The 17,605-nt window shown below is 41.8% G+C and carries 18 protein-coding genes; 4 read left to right on the forward strand and 14 right to left on the reverse strand.

From position 1 onward, the window contains the following. Positions 1 to 80: 80 nt before the first annotated feature. The 3 genes from GNIT_RS10545 (at position 81) to dsbB (ending at position 2,731) form a co-directional block, all read left to right on the forward strand. Positions 81 to 287 (forward strand): cold-shock protein, encoded by a 207-nt coding sequence (locus GNIT_RS10545; protein ID WP_014109190.1) that lies wholly within the window; start codon positions 81 to 83, stop codon positions 285 to 287. A 246-nt stretch (positions 288 to 533) separates the two neighbouring features. Further along, complete coding sequence (nhaB, locus tag GNIT_RS10550) at positions 534 to 2,123, forward strand: sodium/proton antiporter NhaB (protein WP_014109191.1); 1,590 nt, start codon at positions 534 to 536, stop codon at positions 2,121 to 2,123. A gap of 65 nt (positions 2,124 to 2,188) precedes the next feature. Further along, positions 2,189 to 2,731 carry a disulfide bond formation protein DsbB gene (gene dsbB / locus GNIT_RS10555; RefSeq protein WP_014109192.1) on the forward strand — a complete coding sequence of 181 codons (543 nt, stop codon included), beginning with the start codon at positions 2,189 to 2,191 and terminating at the stop codon, positions 2,729 to 2,731. Here the strand turns inward: dsbB and GNIT_RS10560 are convergent. From GNIT_RS10560 to GNIT_RS10620, 13 genes are all read right to left on the reverse strand, one after another. Further along, the gene (locus GNIT_RS10560; protein WP_014109193.1) at positions 2,728 to 3,267 is read right to left on the reverse strand and encodes a YcgN family cysteine cluster protein; all 540 of its coding nucleotides are present in this window, start codon (positions 3,265 to 3,267) and stop codon (positions 2,728 to 2,730) included. The genes dsbB and GNIT_RS10560 overlap by 4 nt on opposite strands. Next, positions 3,264 to 3,986 (reverse strand): fumarylacetoacetate hydrolase family protein, encoded by a 723-nt coding sequence (locus GNIT_RS10565; protein ID WP_014109194.1) that lies wholly within the window; start codon positions 3,984 to 3,986, stop codon positions 3,264 to 3,266. The genes GNIT_RS10560 and GNIT_RS10565 overlap by 4 nt, the downstream gene beginning before the upstream one ends. A gap of 1 nt (position 3,987) precedes the next feature. Next, positions 3,988 to 5,046 carry a lytic murein transglycosylase gene (locus GNIT_RS10570; protein WP_014109195.1) on the reverse strand — a complete coding sequence of 353 codons (1,059 nt, stop codon included), beginning with the start codon at positions 5,044 to 5,046 and terminating at the stop codon, positions 3,988 to 3,990. Between the two features lie 11 nt (positions 5,047 to 5,057). After that, the gene (locus GNIT_RS10575) at positions 5,058 to 5,354 is read right to left on the reverse strand and encodes a YcgL domain-containing protein (protein ID WP_014109196.1); all 297 of its coding nucleotides are present in this window, start codon (positions 5,352 to 5,354) and stop codon (positions 5,058 to 5,060) included. Continuing rightward, positions 5,335 to 6,501 carry a ribonuclease D gene (gene rnd / locus GNIT_RS10580; RefSeq protein ID WP_014109197.1) on the reverse strand — a complete coding sequence of 389 codons (1,167 nt, stop codon included), beginning with the start codon at positions 6,499 to 6,501 and terminating at the stop codon, positions 5,335 to 5,337. Before rnd ends, GNIT_RS10575 begins: the two co-directional genes overlap by 20 nt. After that, positions 6,502 to 8,154: a long-chain-fatty-acid--CoA ligase FadD gene (gene fadD, locus GNIT_RS10585; RefSeq protein WP_041246795.1), complete on the reverse strand. Its 1,653-nt coding sequence runs from the start codon at positions 8,152 to 8,154 to the stop codon at positions 6,502 to 6,504. 243 nt (positions 8,155 to 8,397) lie between these two features. Continuing rightward, entirely contained in the window at positions 8,398 to 9,246 is an 849-nt protein-coding gene (locus tag GNIT_RS10590; protein ID WP_014109199.1) for an alpha/beta fold hydrolase, read from the reverse strand. Positions 9,247 to 9,361: 115 nt separating this feature from the next. After that, positions 9,362 to 10,021 (reverse strand): Slp family lipoprotein, encoded by a 660-nt coding sequence (locus tag GNIT_RS10595; RefSeq protein ID WP_014109201.1) that lies wholly within the window; start codon positions 10,019 to 10,021, stop codon positions 9,362 to 9,364. 248 nt (positions 10,022 to 10,269) lie between these two features. Beyond that, entirely contained in the window at positions 10,270 to 10,599 is a 330-nt protein-coding gene (locus tag GNIT_RS10600; RefSeq protein ID WP_014109202.1) for a hypothetical protein, read from the reverse strand. Positions 10,600 to 10,640: 41 nt separating this feature from the next. Then, the gene (gene tsaB, locus GNIT_RS10605; protein ID WP_014109203.1) at positions 10,641 to 11,351 is read right to left on the reverse strand and encodes a tRNA (adenosine(37)-N6)-threonylcarbamoyltransferase complex dimerization subunit type 1 TsaB; all 711 of its coding nucleotides are present in this window, start codon (positions 11,349 to 11,351) and stop codon (positions 10,641 to 10,643) included. Then, positions 11,351 to 13,264, reverse strand: a complete 1,914-nt coding sequence (locus GNIT_RS10610; RefSeq protein WP_014109204.1) for a DNA repair helicase YoaA — start codon at positions 13,262 to 13,264, stop codon at positions 11,351 to 11,353. The genes tsaB and GNIT_RS10610 overlap by 1 nt, the downstream gene beginning before the upstream one ends. Before the next feature lie 329 nt (positions 13,265 to 13,593). Continuing rightward, positions 13,594 to 14,799, reverse strand: a complete 1,206-nt coding sequence (locus tag GNIT_RS10615; protein ID WP_014109205.1) for an ABC transporter permease — start codon at positions 14,797 to 14,799, stop codon at positions 13,594 to 13,596. A gap of 11 nt (positions 14,800 to 14,810) precedes the next feature. After that, on the reverse strand, positions 14,811 to 15,608 hold the full coding sequence (locus GNIT_RS10620) for an ABC transporter ATP-binding protein (RefSeq protein ID WP_014109206.1): 798 nt from the start codon (positions 15,606 to 15,608) through the stop codon (positions 14,811 to 14,813). A gap of 212 nt (positions 15,609 to 15,820) precedes the next feature. Between GNIT_RS10620 and GNIT_RS10625 the strand changes: the two genes are divergently transcribed. Next, positions 15,821 to 16,552 (forward strand): Yip1 family protein, encoded by a 732-nt coding sequence (locus GNIT_RS10625; protein WP_014109207.1) that lies wholly within the window; start codon positions 15,821 to 15,823, stop codon positions 16,550 to 16,552. 19 nt (positions 16,553 to 16,571) lie between these two features. Here the strand turns inward: GNIT_RS10625 and GNIT_RS10630 are convergent, their stop codons facing one another. Next, a complete protein-coding gene (locus tag GNIT_RS10630; protein ID WP_014109208.1) occupies positions 16,572 to 17,456 on the reverse strand; it encodes a DUF3025 domain-containing protein in 885 nt (294 codons plus the stop codon). Positions 17,457 to 17,605: the final 149 nt, after the last annotated feature.

The raw sequence follows: 17,605 nt of genomic DNA on the forward strand, positions 1-17,605 counted from the left end.
AGACCAAAATTTAAAGTCTGATTTCGTGATGGTGATAGCAAATCAGAATTATATTTTTCACTTAAGACAAAGAGAGCAATATGAGTAAAGGTACAGTTAAGTGGTTCAATGCAGATAAAGGTTTCGGTTTTATTACTCCAGAAGACGGCAGTAAAGACTTATTCGTTCATCATTCAGAAATTCAATCTGGCGGCGATTACGCTACATTGAACGACGGTCAAGCAGTTGAGTTTGAAGTTGGACAAGGTCAAAAAGGCCCATGTGCAAATAAAGTTGTTGCTATCTAATCGATAGTTCACAATTGGGTAGCCGGAAGTAACACTTCCAGCTACCAAATTTCTTTTCTTATTTATCCCAGTATTTCAAATATCCTTTCAAAATCAATTATTTTCTCGATAATCATCAAGAAATAAGTCTCAAGTTTTATCCTTTTTTTACCGAAAACCTTATGAGTATTGAGCTTTGTATTCCTTAGCCTCTAAAAACTGGTACACTGCCGCGCAAATTTTGCGATCGCAAATAAAGGTAACTAAATGAAAACCACCATTATCGAAGCTGTTTATAAAAACTTTCTAGGTCCAGCGCCGGATTGGTATAAAAAAACAATCATCGCTTTTTTGATCGTCAACCCAGCAATTTTCATGCTAGACCCCTACATTGCGGGTTGGACTCTCATCGTACAGTTTATTTTCACACTTGCCATGGCACTCAAGTGCTATCCGCTGCAGCCCGGTGGTTTGTTATTGATACAAGCCTTATTCATAGGCATGACAACCCCTGAGCACATGATGCACGAGATAACGGCGAATATAGAGGTCGTTTTGTTACTCGTGTTTATGGTTGCGGGTATTTATTTTATGAAAGACCTGCTGATGTTTTTGTTCACTAAACTCGTCATCAAAGTCCAAAATAAAACGACCCTTTCTCTGGCTTTTATTACAGCTTCAGCCTTTTTATCAGCGTTCCTTGATGCCCTAACTGTGGTTGCGGTTATCATTAGTGTTGGCTTAGGGTTTTATACTATTTACCATCGTATTGCCTCTGGCAAAGACTTTCATCACGACCATGACCATACAGCCGACGATGACGTCGATCAGCCTAGCAAAAATGATTTGGATGACTTTCGTGCATTCCTGCGCAACCTAATGATGCACTCTGCAGTAGGAACGGCACTCGGTGGTGTAATGACCATGGTCGGCGAACCGCAGAACTTAATCATCGCGGACAAAGCCTCATGGGACTTCGGTGAATTCTTTATTCGCATGGCACCCATCACTATTCCTGTATTTTTTATGGGACTGCTGACTACCTATCTTTTGGAGAAGACAAGAACCTTCAGCTACGGCGCTCAAATGCCGAACGTTGTGCGCGGTATTTTGGTTGATTACGACCAGCACATGGATCAAGAAAGAACCACTCGAGACAAAGCAAGACTTGCTGTTCAAGCGCTGATCGGCGTTTGGCTTATCGTTGGTCTTGCAGGGCATTTTGCGTCCGTAGGCTTGATCGGTTTGTCGGTAATAATACTAGCGACATCGATGAGCGGAGTCATTGAAGAACACGCTTTGGGTAAAGCATTCGAAGAAGCATTACCTTTTACCGCCCTACTTTGTGTCTTCTTTGGCATTGTTGCCGTGATCATTGACCAAGGTTTGTTCCAACCCGTTATAGAGTGGGTGTTGAGCTATGAGGGAAAAACTCAACTCGTCTTATTTTATCTAGCTAACGGCGTGCTTTCCATGGTAAGCGATAATGTGTTTGTTGGTTCCGTTTATATTACCGAAGTAGCAGCCGCACTGAAAGAAGGCGCAATTACTCGCGACCAGTTTGACATGTTAGCGGTTGCCATAAATACAGGCACAAATTTACCAAGTGTTGCTACGCCAAACGGCCAAGCTGCGTTTTTATTCATGTTAACCTCTGCCATTGCGCCTCTTTTGCGTTTATCATATGGTCGGATGGTTTACATGGCTTTACCGTACACAGTAGTATTAACGATTGTGGGCTTAGCTGCTGTTTATTTTGGACTTTTAGAAAGCACTGAATGGTTGTATCAACAACACTTAATTGAACACCACAGTGCGGTTGAACTCTTAGATAAAGGCAACAGTGCAACTCACTGATTTAATTAAGCGATATATCGCGCGTAAATCGCGCGTAAATTAACATGAAAAAAAGGAAGGTTTCAATGTTGTATGATCTTCAACAATGGTCACACTCTCGTTCTGCTTGGCAGATACTGTTTTTATCCGCTGCTGTGCTTGTCGGCGCAGCTCTCTATTTTCAGCATGTTCAAGGTCTACAACCCTGCATCATGTGTATTTATCAACGTACTGCAGTGATCTCCATATTACTTGCAGCATTCGTTCCATTGATGCATAACTCATTTTTTATGCGTTTGATTGCTTTTGCAATTTGGGGCACCGCTGCGGTTAAGGGCTTCTTACTTTCGACTGAACACAAAGACATTTTATTTGGCGAAAACTCATTTTTAGTGCCTTGTGGGATCGAGCCCAATTTCCCAGGCTTTATGCCGCTGCACGAGTGGTTTCCTAATTTATTTGGGGCTCCTGGGGATTGTTATGAGAATTCTTGGCAGCTTTTTGGACTAGGCATGGCTGAATGGATGCAGATAATATTCGCTATTTATATTGCAGTATTTGTTTTTATGTTCGTGCTTCAGTTTATCTCATTTTCTAATAATAAGACGATTAGACAAAAGAAGCTCTAATCAAGATCTGCCAATGGCCACGTCACGATATGGTCTTCAAAAGACTGCATATCGACATCATTTTCATTGACAGTACGTCCGCGTATCGACACGCCTAGTTCATGCATCTTGGCTTTCTTTCCTTTATTTAACAAAGGATGCCAAGATGCTAACCCCCTTCCCTCATGCATTCTGCGGTAGCTACAAGATTTAGGCATATAAAATATGTCTTTTAAATTTTCTTTAGTTAGCGTAACGCAATGCGGCACTAACTCGCTTCTTCGCTCGTATTGGGTGCACTCGCAATTTTTTGTGTGCAATAGATGACAAACAATGTTTGTAAAAAACACTTCCTCACCATCGCTGCCGAATGCGGTAGGCATCGCTTCTTTTTCAGCAATATCGCCGGCCTCTTCGTCATCCATAAACTTGTGCAGGCAACACTTCGCACAACCGTCGCATATGGCTTCCCATTGGGCTTTGTCCATCTCTTCAAGCTGTGTTGTTAACCAAAACTCAGAGTCCATAAGCGCTTTCGTATAAGGTGTTTTTCTCATTGACTGATTACTCTTGTTGTCACGCTTAAATATCCTTCCAAGGCAGCAGTGATCTCATCACCAACATGCAAAGGACCAACGCCTTTCGGTGTACCCGTTAAAATAACGTCGCCAGGGAGTAGAGTGAAATATTGTGAAATTTCGACAATTAACTGCAACATTGACGTTAGCATAAGCTTTGTGTCGCCGTTTTGAGTTAAGTTCTGATTAATCTGCAGTTGGAACGTAAAATGATCGCCCTCTGCAAGTGAATCGACCATAACAAAAGGTGATAACGGGCAGCTAGCATCAAACGACTTTGCTCGCTCCCAGGGCTGCCCTGCCTTCTTTAAACGCTGTTGCTCGTCTCTCAACGTAAGGTCAAGGCCCAAGCCAATTCCACAGACTGCTTCTGAAGCTTCCGCTATGCTAGCCTTAGTAATTTTCGCGCCTATTAACAGAGCGACTTCGAGTTCATTGTGACACTCGCCCTGCTTAGTTGGAATTACAATAGCTTCGCGCATGTCAACCATGGCGGTTGACGGCTTCATAAACAGCAGAGGTACCTCGCTTACTTGATTGCTCATTTCTTCAATGTGATCCATGTAATTTCGCCCTACACAGACCACCTTCCCCACTGGTAAGTTTATGACATCACCTTGTTTTGCGCTCTCAAGCGCAGAGGGCCTAATCGAGGCGTGTCGATAAGGCCTTACCTGCTGAAATTGATTTGAAGACATGTTAGCTTCCTTTGCGGATCCTATCGGCTAGATAACCTACTGAAACACCGAAATAGAGAGATCGGTTCCAACGCATAAGTGTGTGAAAGTTGTTGTATGCAAGGTAAATTCGCCCGTCAACATCGTCTGGCAGTATCAACGAAGCCTTAACATTAACTGCGGGTAGTTCACTGCCATCAAACTTAGTCACCCCCAAAATTGTCCATGCAGACATTCTGAGCATATTGTCTCTGGCCAGCCCTGAATATTTATTAAGAGTGCTCGTATCAAAATCGTCGCCTAGTTTAACCTGGCGTCCCCAGGTTTGCGTACTATCCCAACCTTCAATAGACAAGAAGTTCGCAATGGAGGCAAATACATCCTCCGGTGTTGTCCAAATGTCTTTTTTACCGTCTCCGTTACCATCGACTGCATACGCAAGAAATGAAGTTGGCATAAATTGACTCTGCCCCATTGCCCCAGCCCAAGAGCCGTTGAAGCCATCAATAGACACATGGCCCTCAGACAATATAGTTAGCGCCGCAAAAAACTGTTTCTTGAATAAAGCCTCGCGGCGGCCATCAAACGCTAAAGAAGCTAATGATGAGAGGACTGGGTGATTACCTTGAATACGTCCAAAGTTGCTTTCATTCCCCCATAGCGCAACGATAAAGCGTTTTTGCACGCCATATTGCTTCTCCACTTTATCGAGCAGATCAGAGTGCTCATGCATTTTCTCAACCGCTTGCTTTACTTTCCAATCTGGTACCCTGGTGCTTAGGTATTTATCTAACGTGAGCTTGCTTTCTGGTTGATTTTTATCAGCAGTAACTACTTTTTCGCGCATCTTGATAGTTGCAAAAACAGGGTTGAGGAACTCAGCTGAAAACCCTTTCATTTCGGCTTCAGCCTTTAATTGTGTTAGGTAATCTGAAAACTGACGGTCGACGCCGACTGCTTCCGTATTTTCATTATTCTGCGCAAGCAATTCGAATGATAAAAATATGGCTGTAGAAAACATGAGAAGTTTGAACATTTTGTGTGCTGCAACTTTGCAAATAACAAGAATATACTGCGACATAATCAATACCTTTAGAATTTCTTATCGGGTTGCTCACTGAGACCTTTCGAGCGGCGGTGCTGAGAGAGTAGGCTCTCTTCTGTTGGCGGAAGTTGCAGATAAAAACCTTTCTCTTTGAGGTTTTTATTCAGCTTTTCAATACCGATATTGCCAATATTACGTGGCTTATTTAGAGGAACAAGCATCACAAACTGCGGGGTTCCAAAGGTCTCGAGAAGCACTTTAGGTACTTCTGAAAAATCATCGCGTTTGTTGATATACAGATAAGTGTCTGCTTTCTTACGAGATTTATAAACTGCGCAAAGCATAAAACTCTCCACCGTCAGCTTTGAATAGACGCGTTAGTTCTTCGGCGAAAATCGCTCTGCGCCAGCCGCTTACAATATCCGGCTGTAGCTGTATCGAATCTAATTCGTCAATTTCAAACCAGCACCATTTAAGCCATTGATTCAACTGTTTTTTAGAAGCAAGAACCTCAACTCTCGTGTCATGCTTTTGTGCTAATTTTTCGCAAACGTCTTTCAGTGAAGCTAAGGCTTTTTTGTAATCATTAAAATCAGTCAGCCGTTGAATTCGCGGCGGACAATCTTCAGGTTTAGTATTCAATGCTTTTTGCACTAACTCTAATAATATATCAGAGTGAATGCGCGCTTCTTTGGGTGTAATTGTCTGCAGTTGAAATAATTTCGCCTTATTCTCAGGAAGCTTCATTGCTACTTCAAGCATTCCTTGCTCGCGTAGCACAAAATTAATAGCCATGTCGCGTTTTTGCGCTTGCTGTAAGCGCCAGCTGGCAATTTCTTTTAGAGCTTGGCGCGATTGAGCCCCAATTTTCCAATTATTTTTTATCGATAAGTAAGTCAAATCAACCGGTATTTCTGCTCGCTTCTTCAAAGACAAAAACTCTGACTCAGCAAAAACCCATTCTGTTTGCCCTAATTCTTCAACCTGCTCGGCAATTTGTCGATAAACAGGCAATAAGTGAAAGACATCTGCAGCCGCATATACGAGTTGTTCAGGTGAAAGCGGGCGAGCTATCCAATCAGTTCTGGACTCACCTTTATCAACGTGAATATCCAATATTTTCTCAACCAAATTAGCATAGCCGAGCGTTTGCCCCATATCTAACAAGTTGGCGGCAAACTGAGAATCAAAAAGGGGCGACGGTATCACTTTCAAATTAAACCACAGTGCATCTAAGTCTTCTGAGCACGAGTGCAACACCTTTATGATTGAAGGGTTAACCAATATATCGCTAAAAGGTGATAAATCATCTAGCGCAACAGGATCAATCAAACCCAAATGCTCGCCATCATAAACCTGAATTAAGCCAAGTTGTGGCACCAATGTTCTTGTGCGCACAAACTCAGTATCAATTGCTAAAGCGTCAGCTGCGGAAATACGCTCACAGAAATCAGACAGGGCCTCGGGCGTATCTATGTATTCAAAGTTCATTTAATCTCGCAGTTCTCTACGTAAAATTTTACCGACATTCGATTTTGGTAATTCGTCCCTAAATTCAATTATTTTAGGTACTTTGTAGCCTGTCAGCAACGACTTACAATGGTCAATAATTTGCTGCTCTGTAACGTCATCATTTTTCTTAACCACGAACAACTTCACTACTTCGCCCGACACTTCATGCGGAATACCAACTGCGGCAGCCTCTAATACTCCATCGTGCATCGCAGCGACTTCTTCAATTTCATTTGGGAAAACGTTAAAGCCAGATACCAATATCATGTCTTTCTTTCGATCGACAATATAGAAGAACCCCTCGGCGTCCATCTTTGCAATGTCGCCGGTTGACAACCAACCATCGTTTAAAATTTCTTCGGTTGCCTCTGGACGATTCAAATAGCCCAACATAACCTGAGGGCCCTTCACAAGCATCTCACCGGCTTCACCGTCTGCCACTTCATTGCCATCGTCATCAACGAGTTTTATGTCTGTAGATGGCACTGGCAGGCCAATAGAGCCTTTATATGATTTGATGTTGGTTGGATTTACAGTAACCACTGGCGAACACTCGGTTAGCCCATATCCTTCTAACAGGACGGTTCCCGTTACCTTTTCCCATTTTTCGGCCACGGGCCGCTGCACCGCCATGCCGCCGCCCAGTCCAAATTTAAAATTTGAAAAATCCAGGTCGGCGAAACCAGGTGTATTTAACAAACTATTGAAAAGCGTGTTTACACCAGTGATAACTGCGAATGAGTATTTATTTAGCTCATTAACAAAGCCTTTCATATCGCGCGGATTTGTTATTAACAAGTTTGGACAGCCATACTTCAAAAAAGTCAGGCAATTACTGGTGAGTGCAAAAATATGATACAGCGGCAGTGCTGTAACGACTAAATCTTTACCTATCGCTATAGAAGCTTCAAGCGTACCCGATACCTGCTCTAAATTAGCTACCATGTTCTGGTGAGTCAGCATCGCGCCCTTGGACACACCAGTCGTACCGCCAGTATATTGCAAAAACGCAATATCAGAGGGCAACACTTTAGGCCGTGAATAGGTTTGATTCTCACCAATTGCCATAGCATGAGTAAAGCGCTTGGCTTGTGGTAAGTTAAATTCAGGCACCATCTTTTTAATATATTTTACGGCAAAATTAACCAACCATCGCTTTGGTGCTGGCAACATGTCGGCAATACTGGTAATTAATACTTCTTGTACAGAAGTTTTATCAATCACTGCAGCTAAAGTGTGGGCAAAATTTTCGACAATAACAATGGTTTTGACATTCGCATCAATCAGTTGATGCTGCAATTCGCGTGCGGTGTACAGAGGGTTAACGTTTACCACTGTCATACCGGCTCTTAGCACACCAAATAAGGCAATAGGATATTGCAATAAATTGGGCATCATTATCGCTATCGCATCACCTTTTTGCAGACCCTGGCTTTGCAAATATGCGGCAAACTGCATCGATAACACATCTAAATCTTCAAAGGTGATCTCATGCCCCATATTGATAAAGGCTGTTTGATTTGCATATTCAGCCACCGAAGATTCAAAAATTTCTAAGATTGTTGACAAATTATCAACGTTTATCTCAGGCTGCATGGTTTTGTCGTAATGCTTTAACCAGACTTTTTCCACGATTTTGTCCTTTAAAATAGTTGTTATATTTGCCACGCTCATGCGCAGTCTTATTTTTTATTTTTATTGAGAAAAATGCCCCGACTAATCACAAAAGCTCAAATTGAGTAGCGGCCGAGTTCGCATAATCTGCGCAGTGTAACCGTTAATACTAAAGGATGATTGCCAAAAGATAAACTTGAACAGTCATTCATCTGCTGAATAAAAGCAATTAGTCTAATTAATCGACAGCCACTGCTAATATTAACGACAATGTTCCAGTATGATCTTTGAAATGACGACTTCAGCCTCCATGTGGACGTGATGTCCGCCCTCCACCGTTGTCACCTGAGCGTTTTTAAATAACGATTTTCTCTTCTCCATTAGATCTTTCACTTTACTGAAGCCATTGCTGCCCAATACAAAATGAATAGGACATTGGATTTCTTTTAGCAAATTCTCTACTTGTGGGGCAGTTAATCGAAGTGAAGATACCGTTCGCAAACGTTTATCTGTAGACCATTGAAGCGTATCTGTTTGCTTGTCGTATATGGTATTTCTCTGCAATATCATCCCTGCATTTTCTGACGTCAAGTCGCTCACTTTCTGACGCGCATGAACGATAGAATTTAGATCTTTTGGCTGTTTGATCTGCTTTTCGTTAGCTTCTATTCTACTTTGAATTGCTTTTCTTAATTGCTCAACACTCGTTGATTCAGGTTCCGTCAATGGCCCTGCAGATTCTATGCAGACGAATTTATCCACTAGCTCAGGAAAAACAGCGCAATACATACTCGATATTATTCCCCCAAGAGAATGTCCGACGATGGAAAAATCTTTCCACCCTTGCGCATGCACAAGGCACTGCAAGTCATGCACATAGTCCAATAAATGATAATGGGCGTCTGGGCTTCGATGCGACGACTTACCGTGGCCGGGTAAATCAATCGCGATAACATGAAAGTCATGAAGTAAAGGGATCAACTTGTTGAAACTTGCGGCATTATCAAGCCAACCATGCACCATTAATAACAAGGGTTTTTCTGTTTGTCCGTTTGTTAATGCAGCTATTGTGCGATTTGGGATAGTAAACGTCAGTTCTGTGCTACTCATTTAAAGACTTTTTCCATAGTGATCATCAATAAAATTTACAAATAAAACAAAAGCGGCAATAGCCGCTTTTGTGACGAAGACAATATTTTTTATGGTGATTAAGACATAAACGGACTTATTTAGACTGCTGAGAAGTTTTGCTTGTGGAACCTCTAACACTTGAAGTCACACCACTTTTCGAACCAGTTAGCCCCGACTTACTGCTATTTGTTTGGACTCGAATAGTAGCTCGGCTGTGATAAAAACCATACGGTCTCCAGTAGTCTCTCCTGAGTCCGAAGCCCCAATATGGCGATAAGTCAGAATAAAACATCCCCGACACTCGATAATCCTCGGTCTCTTTCCACATATAGTAACCGTTAGCAAGTAATACTGGGTAAACATAAGTTTGCTCACCAATAATACCTTCGGTAGGCTCGCCTAACTCGCCCTTAAATGTGATTAAACGACCAGCCTTAAAGACTAATGGGTCGAGGAAACCGGCAACTCGAACTTTAAAACGTCCAGCGCTATCGAGGTTACTTCGAGGCTTTCCATAGTGGTTATTGGGATACTGCAGAATTTCCATTTCTGAATACTCTTTCTTATTTTCAACGTTAACGATCTCACCGCCCCAACGCGCTTTGGTGCCTTGGCCGGTTTCGCTGCCGTTAATAATACTTTCAAAGGAGACCAGATTCTCATTGTCCGATACCTCAATTTGCTCCGGAACAATAGCGCAACCCCCTACTAATATAGCAAGTGCGACGACAGATGTTTTAAAAAATGATTGCATAGCGTTACTCCAAAATTATCGTTAACTTACGATTGAGCGGGTACTATCAAGTGATATGATATTCATATCGTTGTTAATCAAGGTTTTTATATACGGTATTTGATTATACCTTGATGTTGATTTATACGGCACTGAGAGAAAATGGATTGTTGAATCATACCATCTTTAGTGACTAACGCCTGAGTAACTCACTCATATCGACAATATTTAACTCATTTACTTTTCAAACGATCAAGTTTAGGCAAAGACTATGCGTAAATATCAACACCTAATAGCTGTGTGATGCCGTCTCGTTTTTCTTGCGTATCTATGGATTTGTAAAGCGCTAATTCTTGACGAGTCCGCAAGTTAGGATTGTCATCAAAGCTGGTTGATTGCTTGAAGGACGCCGCTCTTTGAAATACTTCCTCATTTCCGGCTAGCAGCTTTTGTTGCTCAAGCTTTTCGCCTACCCGTTGCTCTTCATCTGCTGTTTGTTCCAGCAGAGCGCGCCTAATAGTGGGTGTCTGAATCGCATTGTCAACAGAGTCTTTGGCAATAAAAATTGCATTACTACTCTTGATATTTGCTGTATCCATTGACTCTCCATTAACTCAATAATAGCAGTATAAACGCCGTTTTACTCTCTACCTGGTAGCTTTTTCCAGGTTACTTTATCGCGCAGATAAACAGGTGAAATATCATCAACGCTAATTGTATGTCCATCCTTAAATGCTTTTCGAGCAATTGGCAACATATACTCAGCGGACGGATACAACACACTAACCGGCTCAGCATTTTGCAACTTAACCAAGCCATCGGCATAAGCATCCCAACCTGTCCCAGCTCTACCCACCAATTGTCCATCATCGCTAATTTCTGCGAATTTTGCAACGGCCTCTTCTGGTGATAACACAGCTTCAGTTTGTCGCTCGACTACCACCGCATCTACTGCGTTTTGCTGCACTTTAAAATGACCAAAATAAACTTCCTGCATTCTAGCATCAATCAACACTTTGGAGACGAGGTAACCATGCTGCATATAGTTCTGTTGAGCCATTGCGGCAAGCGTAGAAACTTCGATAACGGGCAAATTTGCCCCCAACGCTAAACCCTGAACAATGCCTGTTGCAATGCGCACCCCCGTAAAACTTCCAGGGCCTCTACCATAAGCCAAGGCGTCTAAATCAACTATTTTTAAAGCATGCTTTGACAACAGCTCGTCAATCATCGGCAATATTCGTTGGCTGTGCTGCTGCGGGCAAATATCAAAAATGACATCAGTTTCATTACCATTGAGCAATGCTACTGAGCAAGCCTCGGTGGCGGTATCTATCGCTAGTATTTTCATTATTCTATCTTATGTAAAAAAGCGGCAACCGCATCTAAACTGCGGGTTCGTTTCATATTTGGCAAACTTGCAATAAAGGTCTGTCCGTATTGTTTTGTCACCAATCGGTTATCGCAAATAACTAGAACGCCTTTATCAGTTTCATCGCGTATCAGTCGTCCTGCTCCTTGCTTTAAAGTAATGACAGCTTGAGGTATTTGTATTTGTGCAAAGGCGTTTCCGCCCTGCTTCTTACAATCTTCTATGCGAGCCTGAAGCAAAGGATCATCCGGCGATGCAAAAGGAAGCTTATCAATCATAACACACAGCAAATCATTGCCTTTGACGTCTACTCCTTCCCAAAATGCCCCCGTTCCAAATAACACGGCATCTTGATTTTTAAGATACTCATCTAAAAGCGCTTGTTTTGTTGTGCTACCTTGCACCAGTATCGGATTATCGATTTTCTCTTCAACTAGAGCGGCAACTTCTCGCATCATTGCGTGGCTGGTGAACAATATGAACGCCCTGCCTTTACTTGCATCAATTAAACGACAGGCAATGTCCACTAAATTGTGTTTAATTGCTCTATCTGTGGGTTCTGGCAAAAATCGAGGAATACATAGCATCGCTTGGTTTTGATAGTCAAAAGGACTGTCCAATGCTAATGTTTTTGCATCATGCAAACCCATGTGATTCCGATAATGATCGAAGTTATCGTCCACCATCAAGGTTGCAGATGTAAATATCCAGGCTGCATTTTGAGCCTGCATGATAGCCGAAAACTTGTCAGCAATGCTCAAAGGCGTAAGGTGAAGAATAATCTGCCGAGGCGTTGTTTCATACCACAAACTCACGCCATTTCGCTGCACGTCTGTTACATGTTCCAAACGCTGACTGAATTCAAATACTCGCTCAATCATTAAGTCGAGATCTTTATCTCGGCCCTGTTGGACACTCGCTATTTCATAAAGCTGGTCTAGGCTCTGCTTAATAATATCAATTTGATTACGAATGTCTGTTTGAGCGAGCTTTTCAGCCCAATTGCCGCGGCTTGGATTATGTGGAAACAACAAACGTAAGTCAGCCATGTGCATCTGGCACTTTTCCGCAATCTTCGCCAACTGATCAGCATCTTTGAGCACTGATCGCGTTATTGCGATGATATCCTTTGTTAAATCTTGAACTTGCCGACTCGATAAATTTTCACCAAAATATTCACTGGCAATGTCGGGCACTTGATGTGCTTCATCGAAAATAACCACATCAACATCTGGGATGAGCTCACCAAAACCAGTATCTTTGAGCGCCAAATCAGCAAAAAACAAATGATGATTCACAACGATGACATCCGCTTCCATCGCCTTTCTGCGAGCCTTTACTAGATAACAATCTTCATAGCTTGGACAGTCTTTGCCCAAACAATTGTCTACGGTAGAAGTAACTATAGGCAACACCTTAGCATCTTCTTTGATGGTCTTTAGTTCGCCAATATCGCCTGTTGAAGTTGTGCTCGCCCATTTTCTAACGAGACTAAATTCGTTAAGTACTTCCTTCTCAAGAAGCACATTGCCTCCACCATGCTGTGATAGCCGATGTAGACAAAGGTAGTTAGCGCGCCCCTTTAACAGTGCTGTTTTTTTGGTTTTATCGATCGCTTTCTTAACCATCGGTAAGTCACGATGAAAGAGTTGTTCTTGCAGGTTTTTCGTACCCGTTGACACAATGAACTTTTTCTTAGAAAGCAGTGCTGGCGCTAAATAAGCAAAGGTTTTACCGGTTCCTGTGCCCGCTTCAACAATTAAAGAACCCCGTTCTTTGATTGCTGTAGCGACAGCTTTCGCCATGGTTGTTTGCGCATCTCTTGGCGTAAACCCTGCGATAACCTCAGCCAATGGACCAGGATTCGAGAAAAAAGACTCAATTTCAGACATTACTTTTTATTTTATCCGGTGTGGAGATGATTTAGGCGTAATTGGCATATTATGCCAAATAAGCGCTTCAAGGTTTTAATTATTTTGCAGCAATTTTTGTCTTGCGGAAAAATAAATCAACTCAGTTGAAGCACTCACAAGTAAAGTAGGCTATTTACTGCGCTGTGCATACTGAACGCAGATACTGTTTTAATTACATGCTGCGCTAAACACCCTGATTTAAATTCAACCGCTCAATAAAAAGCCTCGCAATGTGGTCCATTGCGAGGCTTTTTTAACCAAACAAACGCTTTCGTCTAATCGAAAACAAAACGCTCAAAAAAGTTTGATTATCTAAACAACACTTTCTCTTGTTTGAACCAATAGATACAAAATGCGAGTAGGCCTCCGGCAATAACCGCAGTCGAACCAAAAATAGCAAACAGCTGCACGTAGTCCATCGTACCTTTAATCAATTCTTTAATAGCGAGTGCGACATTGGTTAGCGGTACCCAAGCCCAGATCCCTTTTAATTCAACGCCCGGAAGCATCGCAAATATGACGGGAATAATCGTAACGAAAACTAACGGCGTCATATAGCCTTGAGCTTCTTTGAACGAACGTGCATAAATGGATAATGTCAGTAATACTGCGGCAAAAATAGCCACAACTGGCACGAGCATAAAAAACACGAGTAAAAAGTCGATAGCATCAATTGATGACATAAATTTCACTAATACTTCGCCAGCTTCTCCCTTGCTGAGTATCGCTGTCCATAGTGCAATACTCAAGACCGTCACGAGCGCTGAAGTCACTCCTGCAAATGCGATAGTAAAGAATTTACCAAGCACAATTTTTGTGCGTTCAATTGGCGTGATAAGTAAGGTTTCGAGTGTGCCTCGCTCCTTTTCACCTGCACCTAAATCACTTGCCGGCAGCATGGCTCCTTGCAAACAAAGCATAAAAATTAGGTAAGGAATAAAGCCACCGACTGACTCTCCCTGCGTTTCACGTGCGTCCGCTACATTAATTTCTTCCACCTCGATAGGTGTAACTACGCTTATTTGTTGTGATTCAGATAAACCCAGCGAGGAAAAAGCGCTGGTTTGGTACAGCTTCGAAAGTTCGTCAACGATTTTATTTAATTCGTTTTCGACCACTTTTAAGCCCGCTTGATTACGGTAGAGTTTGAGCACGATTTTCCCTGAGTCTAGTACCTTGGCGCTGTAATTGCTTGGGATCTCGATAATAAAATCAATATTACCTTCTTTTACATAGGCGATTATCTGCTCTTCTGTTTGCACTTGGGAAGGCAATGGTTGAAGTGAAAATTGCTCAACGTCATTGAGCTTACTCACTAACTCATCACTGAACTCCTCACCAATGATAGCGTAAGTACGCGTTTTTTCCTGAGCACCTTTGACTACATTTGTGCCAACGTAAAGCGTGCCGCCAATAATCAGTGGAAACAACAGTATTGGCAATGCAATCATGAAAAACAGGGTTTTCCTATCGCGCAATAGCTCTTTAATCTCTTTTTGAAAAACCAACCACATAATAATGCTCCCTATTGTTCTGTCGTTTGTTGTTTAGATTTGCCGATAGAGCGCAAAAACGCTTCATGTAATGACTCTTCATCCAATGCTTTAAAAGCATCGAAGGTATCATTGAACATGGTGATCCCTTTATCGATTACGGTCACTCTGTCGCAAAGCTCCGATACTTCATCTAAATGGTGAGTCGAAAATATCACGGGAACATTGTCACGTTTTAAGTCGCGGATAAAATTCAACACAGTTTGAGTGGCCATGATATCTAAACCGGTGGTCGGTTCGTCCAAAATCACGACTTTAGGCGAATGAATAACTGAACGTGCGATTGATGCTTTCTGCTTCATTCCCGTGGAATACGTTTCGCTGCGTCTGTCTAAGAACGAATCCATGTCTAACCTTTCAGACAATTCTGCGGTGCGCTTAATAATTGCGTCATTACTCATTCCGTTCAAACGTCCAAAGTAGGCAATATTTTCACGTCCGCTTAAGCGGCCATAGAGGCCTGTGCCGCCAGATAAAAAGCCAATTTGCTTTCTGGCTTCTACCGGATTTTTAAGAATATCCGCACCACCGATGTTGATACTGCCGCCATCCGGCTGCAATGCCGTTGAGAGCATTCTTAATGTTGTCGTTTTACCCGCACCGTTTGGGCCTAATAAACCCAACACTTCGCCATTTTGACAGGTGAAGCTAACTTCCCTTACTGAGTGAAAAAAGCGTCCTTGTAATCTTGGATCCTTTTTATCCTGCTCACTTAACTTCTTAGGATTCTCCACTTTAAATTTTTTAGCGAGTTTATGTATCTCAATCACATCAATATCCCTATATTTTTCAATTTATTTTTGTAATTTTAGAACACTAGGTTAAGACATATCGCACTGAATTACTAAAGCAATTTTTTATCAAAACATATTAAAATGTTTCAAATTAATTCAATATCGTAATTGCACTTGTTTTACTTCTCGATAAACTGAATAATTTGCGCAGATATTCAATTCAATCAAACGCCAACACAGGAAGTAAAATGAGCGAAAATAAACATGACGTAAGCAATCCGTTGCAAGCCTGCAATGATATATTTATCCGGCCATCTGAAGTTTTCAAAGCACTGTCCTTGAAAGACAATTGGTCTTGGGTTCCTTTTATTCTCGTCGCTGTCATAAGCGCACTGCCCGGCTATCTTTATTTTGGTGTTGTTGATTACAGTTGGTATGTCGACGGTCAGTTGGCAATGGCCATGCCCGATGCGAGCCCTGCAGAATTAGAAAATACGCGCCCAGCTTACGGTTCAGGTGAAAGTGCCGCGTTGTTTGCTCTTTTTGGCGCCCCGTTGTCGCTTATCATAATGTCAGCGGTGATGGGCTTGTACTACACCTTAGTAACGAGAAACGATGATAAGAGTATTCATAGTTTCTTTGATTGGTATGGCGCACAGTGGTGGTTTATGATGCCGACCTTAATAGCATCAGTCATTTCACTAGGACTTATTTTATTGATAGAGCCGGGTTCACAAGTATCGCAGTCAGTTTTATCGCCAACATCTGTAGGCTATATTTTCTCTATTGAGCAAAGCAGTAGTTGGTTTAGCTTCATGTCTTCGCTAAGAATTGACTCTATATGGGTCATTTATCTTGGCGCTATTTGTTTGCAGCAGTGGACTAACTTTAGTCGTAAAAAGTCCATCATCATTGCAGCGCTCCCAACAGTCATTATTTTAAGCGTTACACTTTTATGGACCATCAGCCAGCTAGATTAATCAAATTTGATGATAGAGCTTAATCTGCGCCAGCTTTATGCTGGCGTTTTGGCATAAAATAACCCGTATTAGCATAAAAATCAGCATTCTGTTTTTCGAAATGCCAATCGGGCACACCCAACAGTGGCAGTGGATAAAATGGTTTCAAAGCAAAAAAAGTTTGATTTTGTTCAATGTGTTGCAGAAGTAAAGCGTCTACTACTTGTGGCTCAAATAAAGTGATGTTTGATTGGTTTGCATCATTAGGCTCGCTAGCTTGCTTAATATCGTGTAAAGCTGGCACGTCTTCGATTTGAATAAGTAGCACTTTACCGGTTAAACCAATAAACGGATTCAGCATCATTTCTAAGTTTGCATGGCCAAATACGACTGGAAAAATATTGGTATTCCATTTCTCTCGCAATTCGCAAAAAAGTGTTGTCCAAGCCTGCGCTTCGAACAAACTCTCTAGCTGCGCGAACAATAACTCTCCTTTAATGAACAATACCACACCACACTCATCAAAATGGGTAATGTGGTTACGAACCTTCGTTCTTGGATTCAAGCCCTTGGCTTTTATTTCAGCTATGTGCAAACAATTCAGATATGTTTTTGTTCGTGGAAACTGCAGCCATATAATACCGTTAAAAAAGTCATGCCAGCTACCTTTGCGAGTTGGAATAATATCTTCTTCAAATATAATCTGTTCATAGTAGCGCGAGTCTGCTGGCATAGAATCTTGGCAGACAAATGTTTTACGACTAACTGATGATGTTGCATTATTTTCAGTGCTAATCGCTATTTTTTCGAGTAAATTAGCATCTAGTTCAGCAGCATCTAATCTATTAAAATCTTGCGCTGGAAAAAGTAACGATAATACTGAGAGTGGCGGTCGCTGAAATGGTAAAATGGTTGGGGCTTTCAATTGAGTTATCTTTATATTTGGAGCTTGTATGCTGAACAATAGCGATATTGTGCCACATATCTGCATTATGTTAAGCGACAAATCTTGATTATCTTAAGCCACAGTACTATCGTTTGTTTCGCTCAAATTGTAAAAGACACTAAAACACT

Origin of the sequence: Glaciecola nitratireducens FR1064 (assembly GCF_000226565.1) — a bacterium.
Lineage (GTDB): Bacteria > Pseudomonadota > Gammaproteobacteria > Enterobacterales > Alteromonadaceae > Glaciecola > Glaciecola nitratireducens.

Excerpts from the sequence above, each read along its gene's own strand:
- GNIT_RS10575 (WP_014109196.1), bottom strand. The coding sequence starts at position 5,354 with ATGCTTTGCGCAGTTTATAAATCTCGTAAGAAAGCAGACACTTATCTG.
- tsaB (WP_014109203.1), bottom strand. The coding sequence starts at position 11,351 with ATGAAAATACTAGCGATAGATACCGCCACCGAGGCTTGCTCAGTAGCA.
- GNIT_RS10625 (WP_014109207.1), top strand. The coding sequence starts at position 15,821 with ATGAGCGAAAATAAACATGACGTAAGCAATCCGTTGCAAGCCTGCAAT.
- GNIT_RS10600 (WP_014109202.1), bottom strand. The coding sequence starts at position 10,599 with ATGGATACAGCAAATATCAAGAGTAGTAATGCAATTTTTATTGCCAAA.
- GNIT_RS10590 (WP_014109199.1), bottom strand. The coding sequence starts at position 9,246 with ATGAGTAGCACAGAACTGACGTTTACTATCCCAAATCGCACAATAGCT.
- GNIT_RS10595 (WP_014109201.1), bottom strand. The coding sequence starts at position 10,021 with ATGCAATCATTTTTTAAAACATCTGTCGTCGCACTTGCTATATTAGTA.
- GNIT_RS10560 (WP_014109193.1), bottom strand. The coding sequence starts at position 3,267 with ATGAGAAAAACACCTTATACGAAAGCGCTTATGGACTCTGAGTTTTGG.
- GNIT_RS10565 (WP_014109194.1), bottom strand. The coding sequence starts at position 3,986 with ATGTCTTCAAATCAATTTCAGCAGGTAAGGCCTTATCGACACGCCTCG.
- nhaB (WP_014109191.1), top strand. The coding sequence starts at position 534 with ATGAAAACCACCATTATCGAAGCTGTTTATAAAAACTTTCTAGGTCCA.
- GNIT_RS10570 (WP_014109195.1), bottom strand. The coding sequence starts at position 5,046 with ATGTCGCAGTATATTCTTGTTATTTGCAAAGTTGCAGCACACAAAATG.
- GNIT_RS10610 (WP_014109204.1), bottom strand. The coding sequence starts at position 13,264 with ATGTCTGAAATTGAGTCTTTTTTCTCGAATCCTGGTCCATTGGCTGAG.
- GNIT_RS10545 (WP_014109190.1), top strand. The coding sequence starts at position 81 with ATGAGTAAAGGTACAGTTAAGTGGTTCAATGCAGATAAAGGTTTCGGT.
- dsbB (WP_014109192.1), top strand. The coding sequence starts at position 2,189 with ATGTTGTATGATCTTCAACAATGGTCACACTCTCGTTCTGCTTGGCAG.
- rnd (WP_014109197.1), bottom strand. The coding sequence starts at position 6,501 with ATGAACTTTGAATACATAGATACGCCCGAGGCCCTGTCTGATTTCTGT.
- GNIT_RS10615 (WP_014109205.1), bottom strand. The coding sequence starts at position 14,799 with ATGTGGTTGGTTTTTCAAAAAGAGATTAAAGAGCTATTGCGCGATAGG.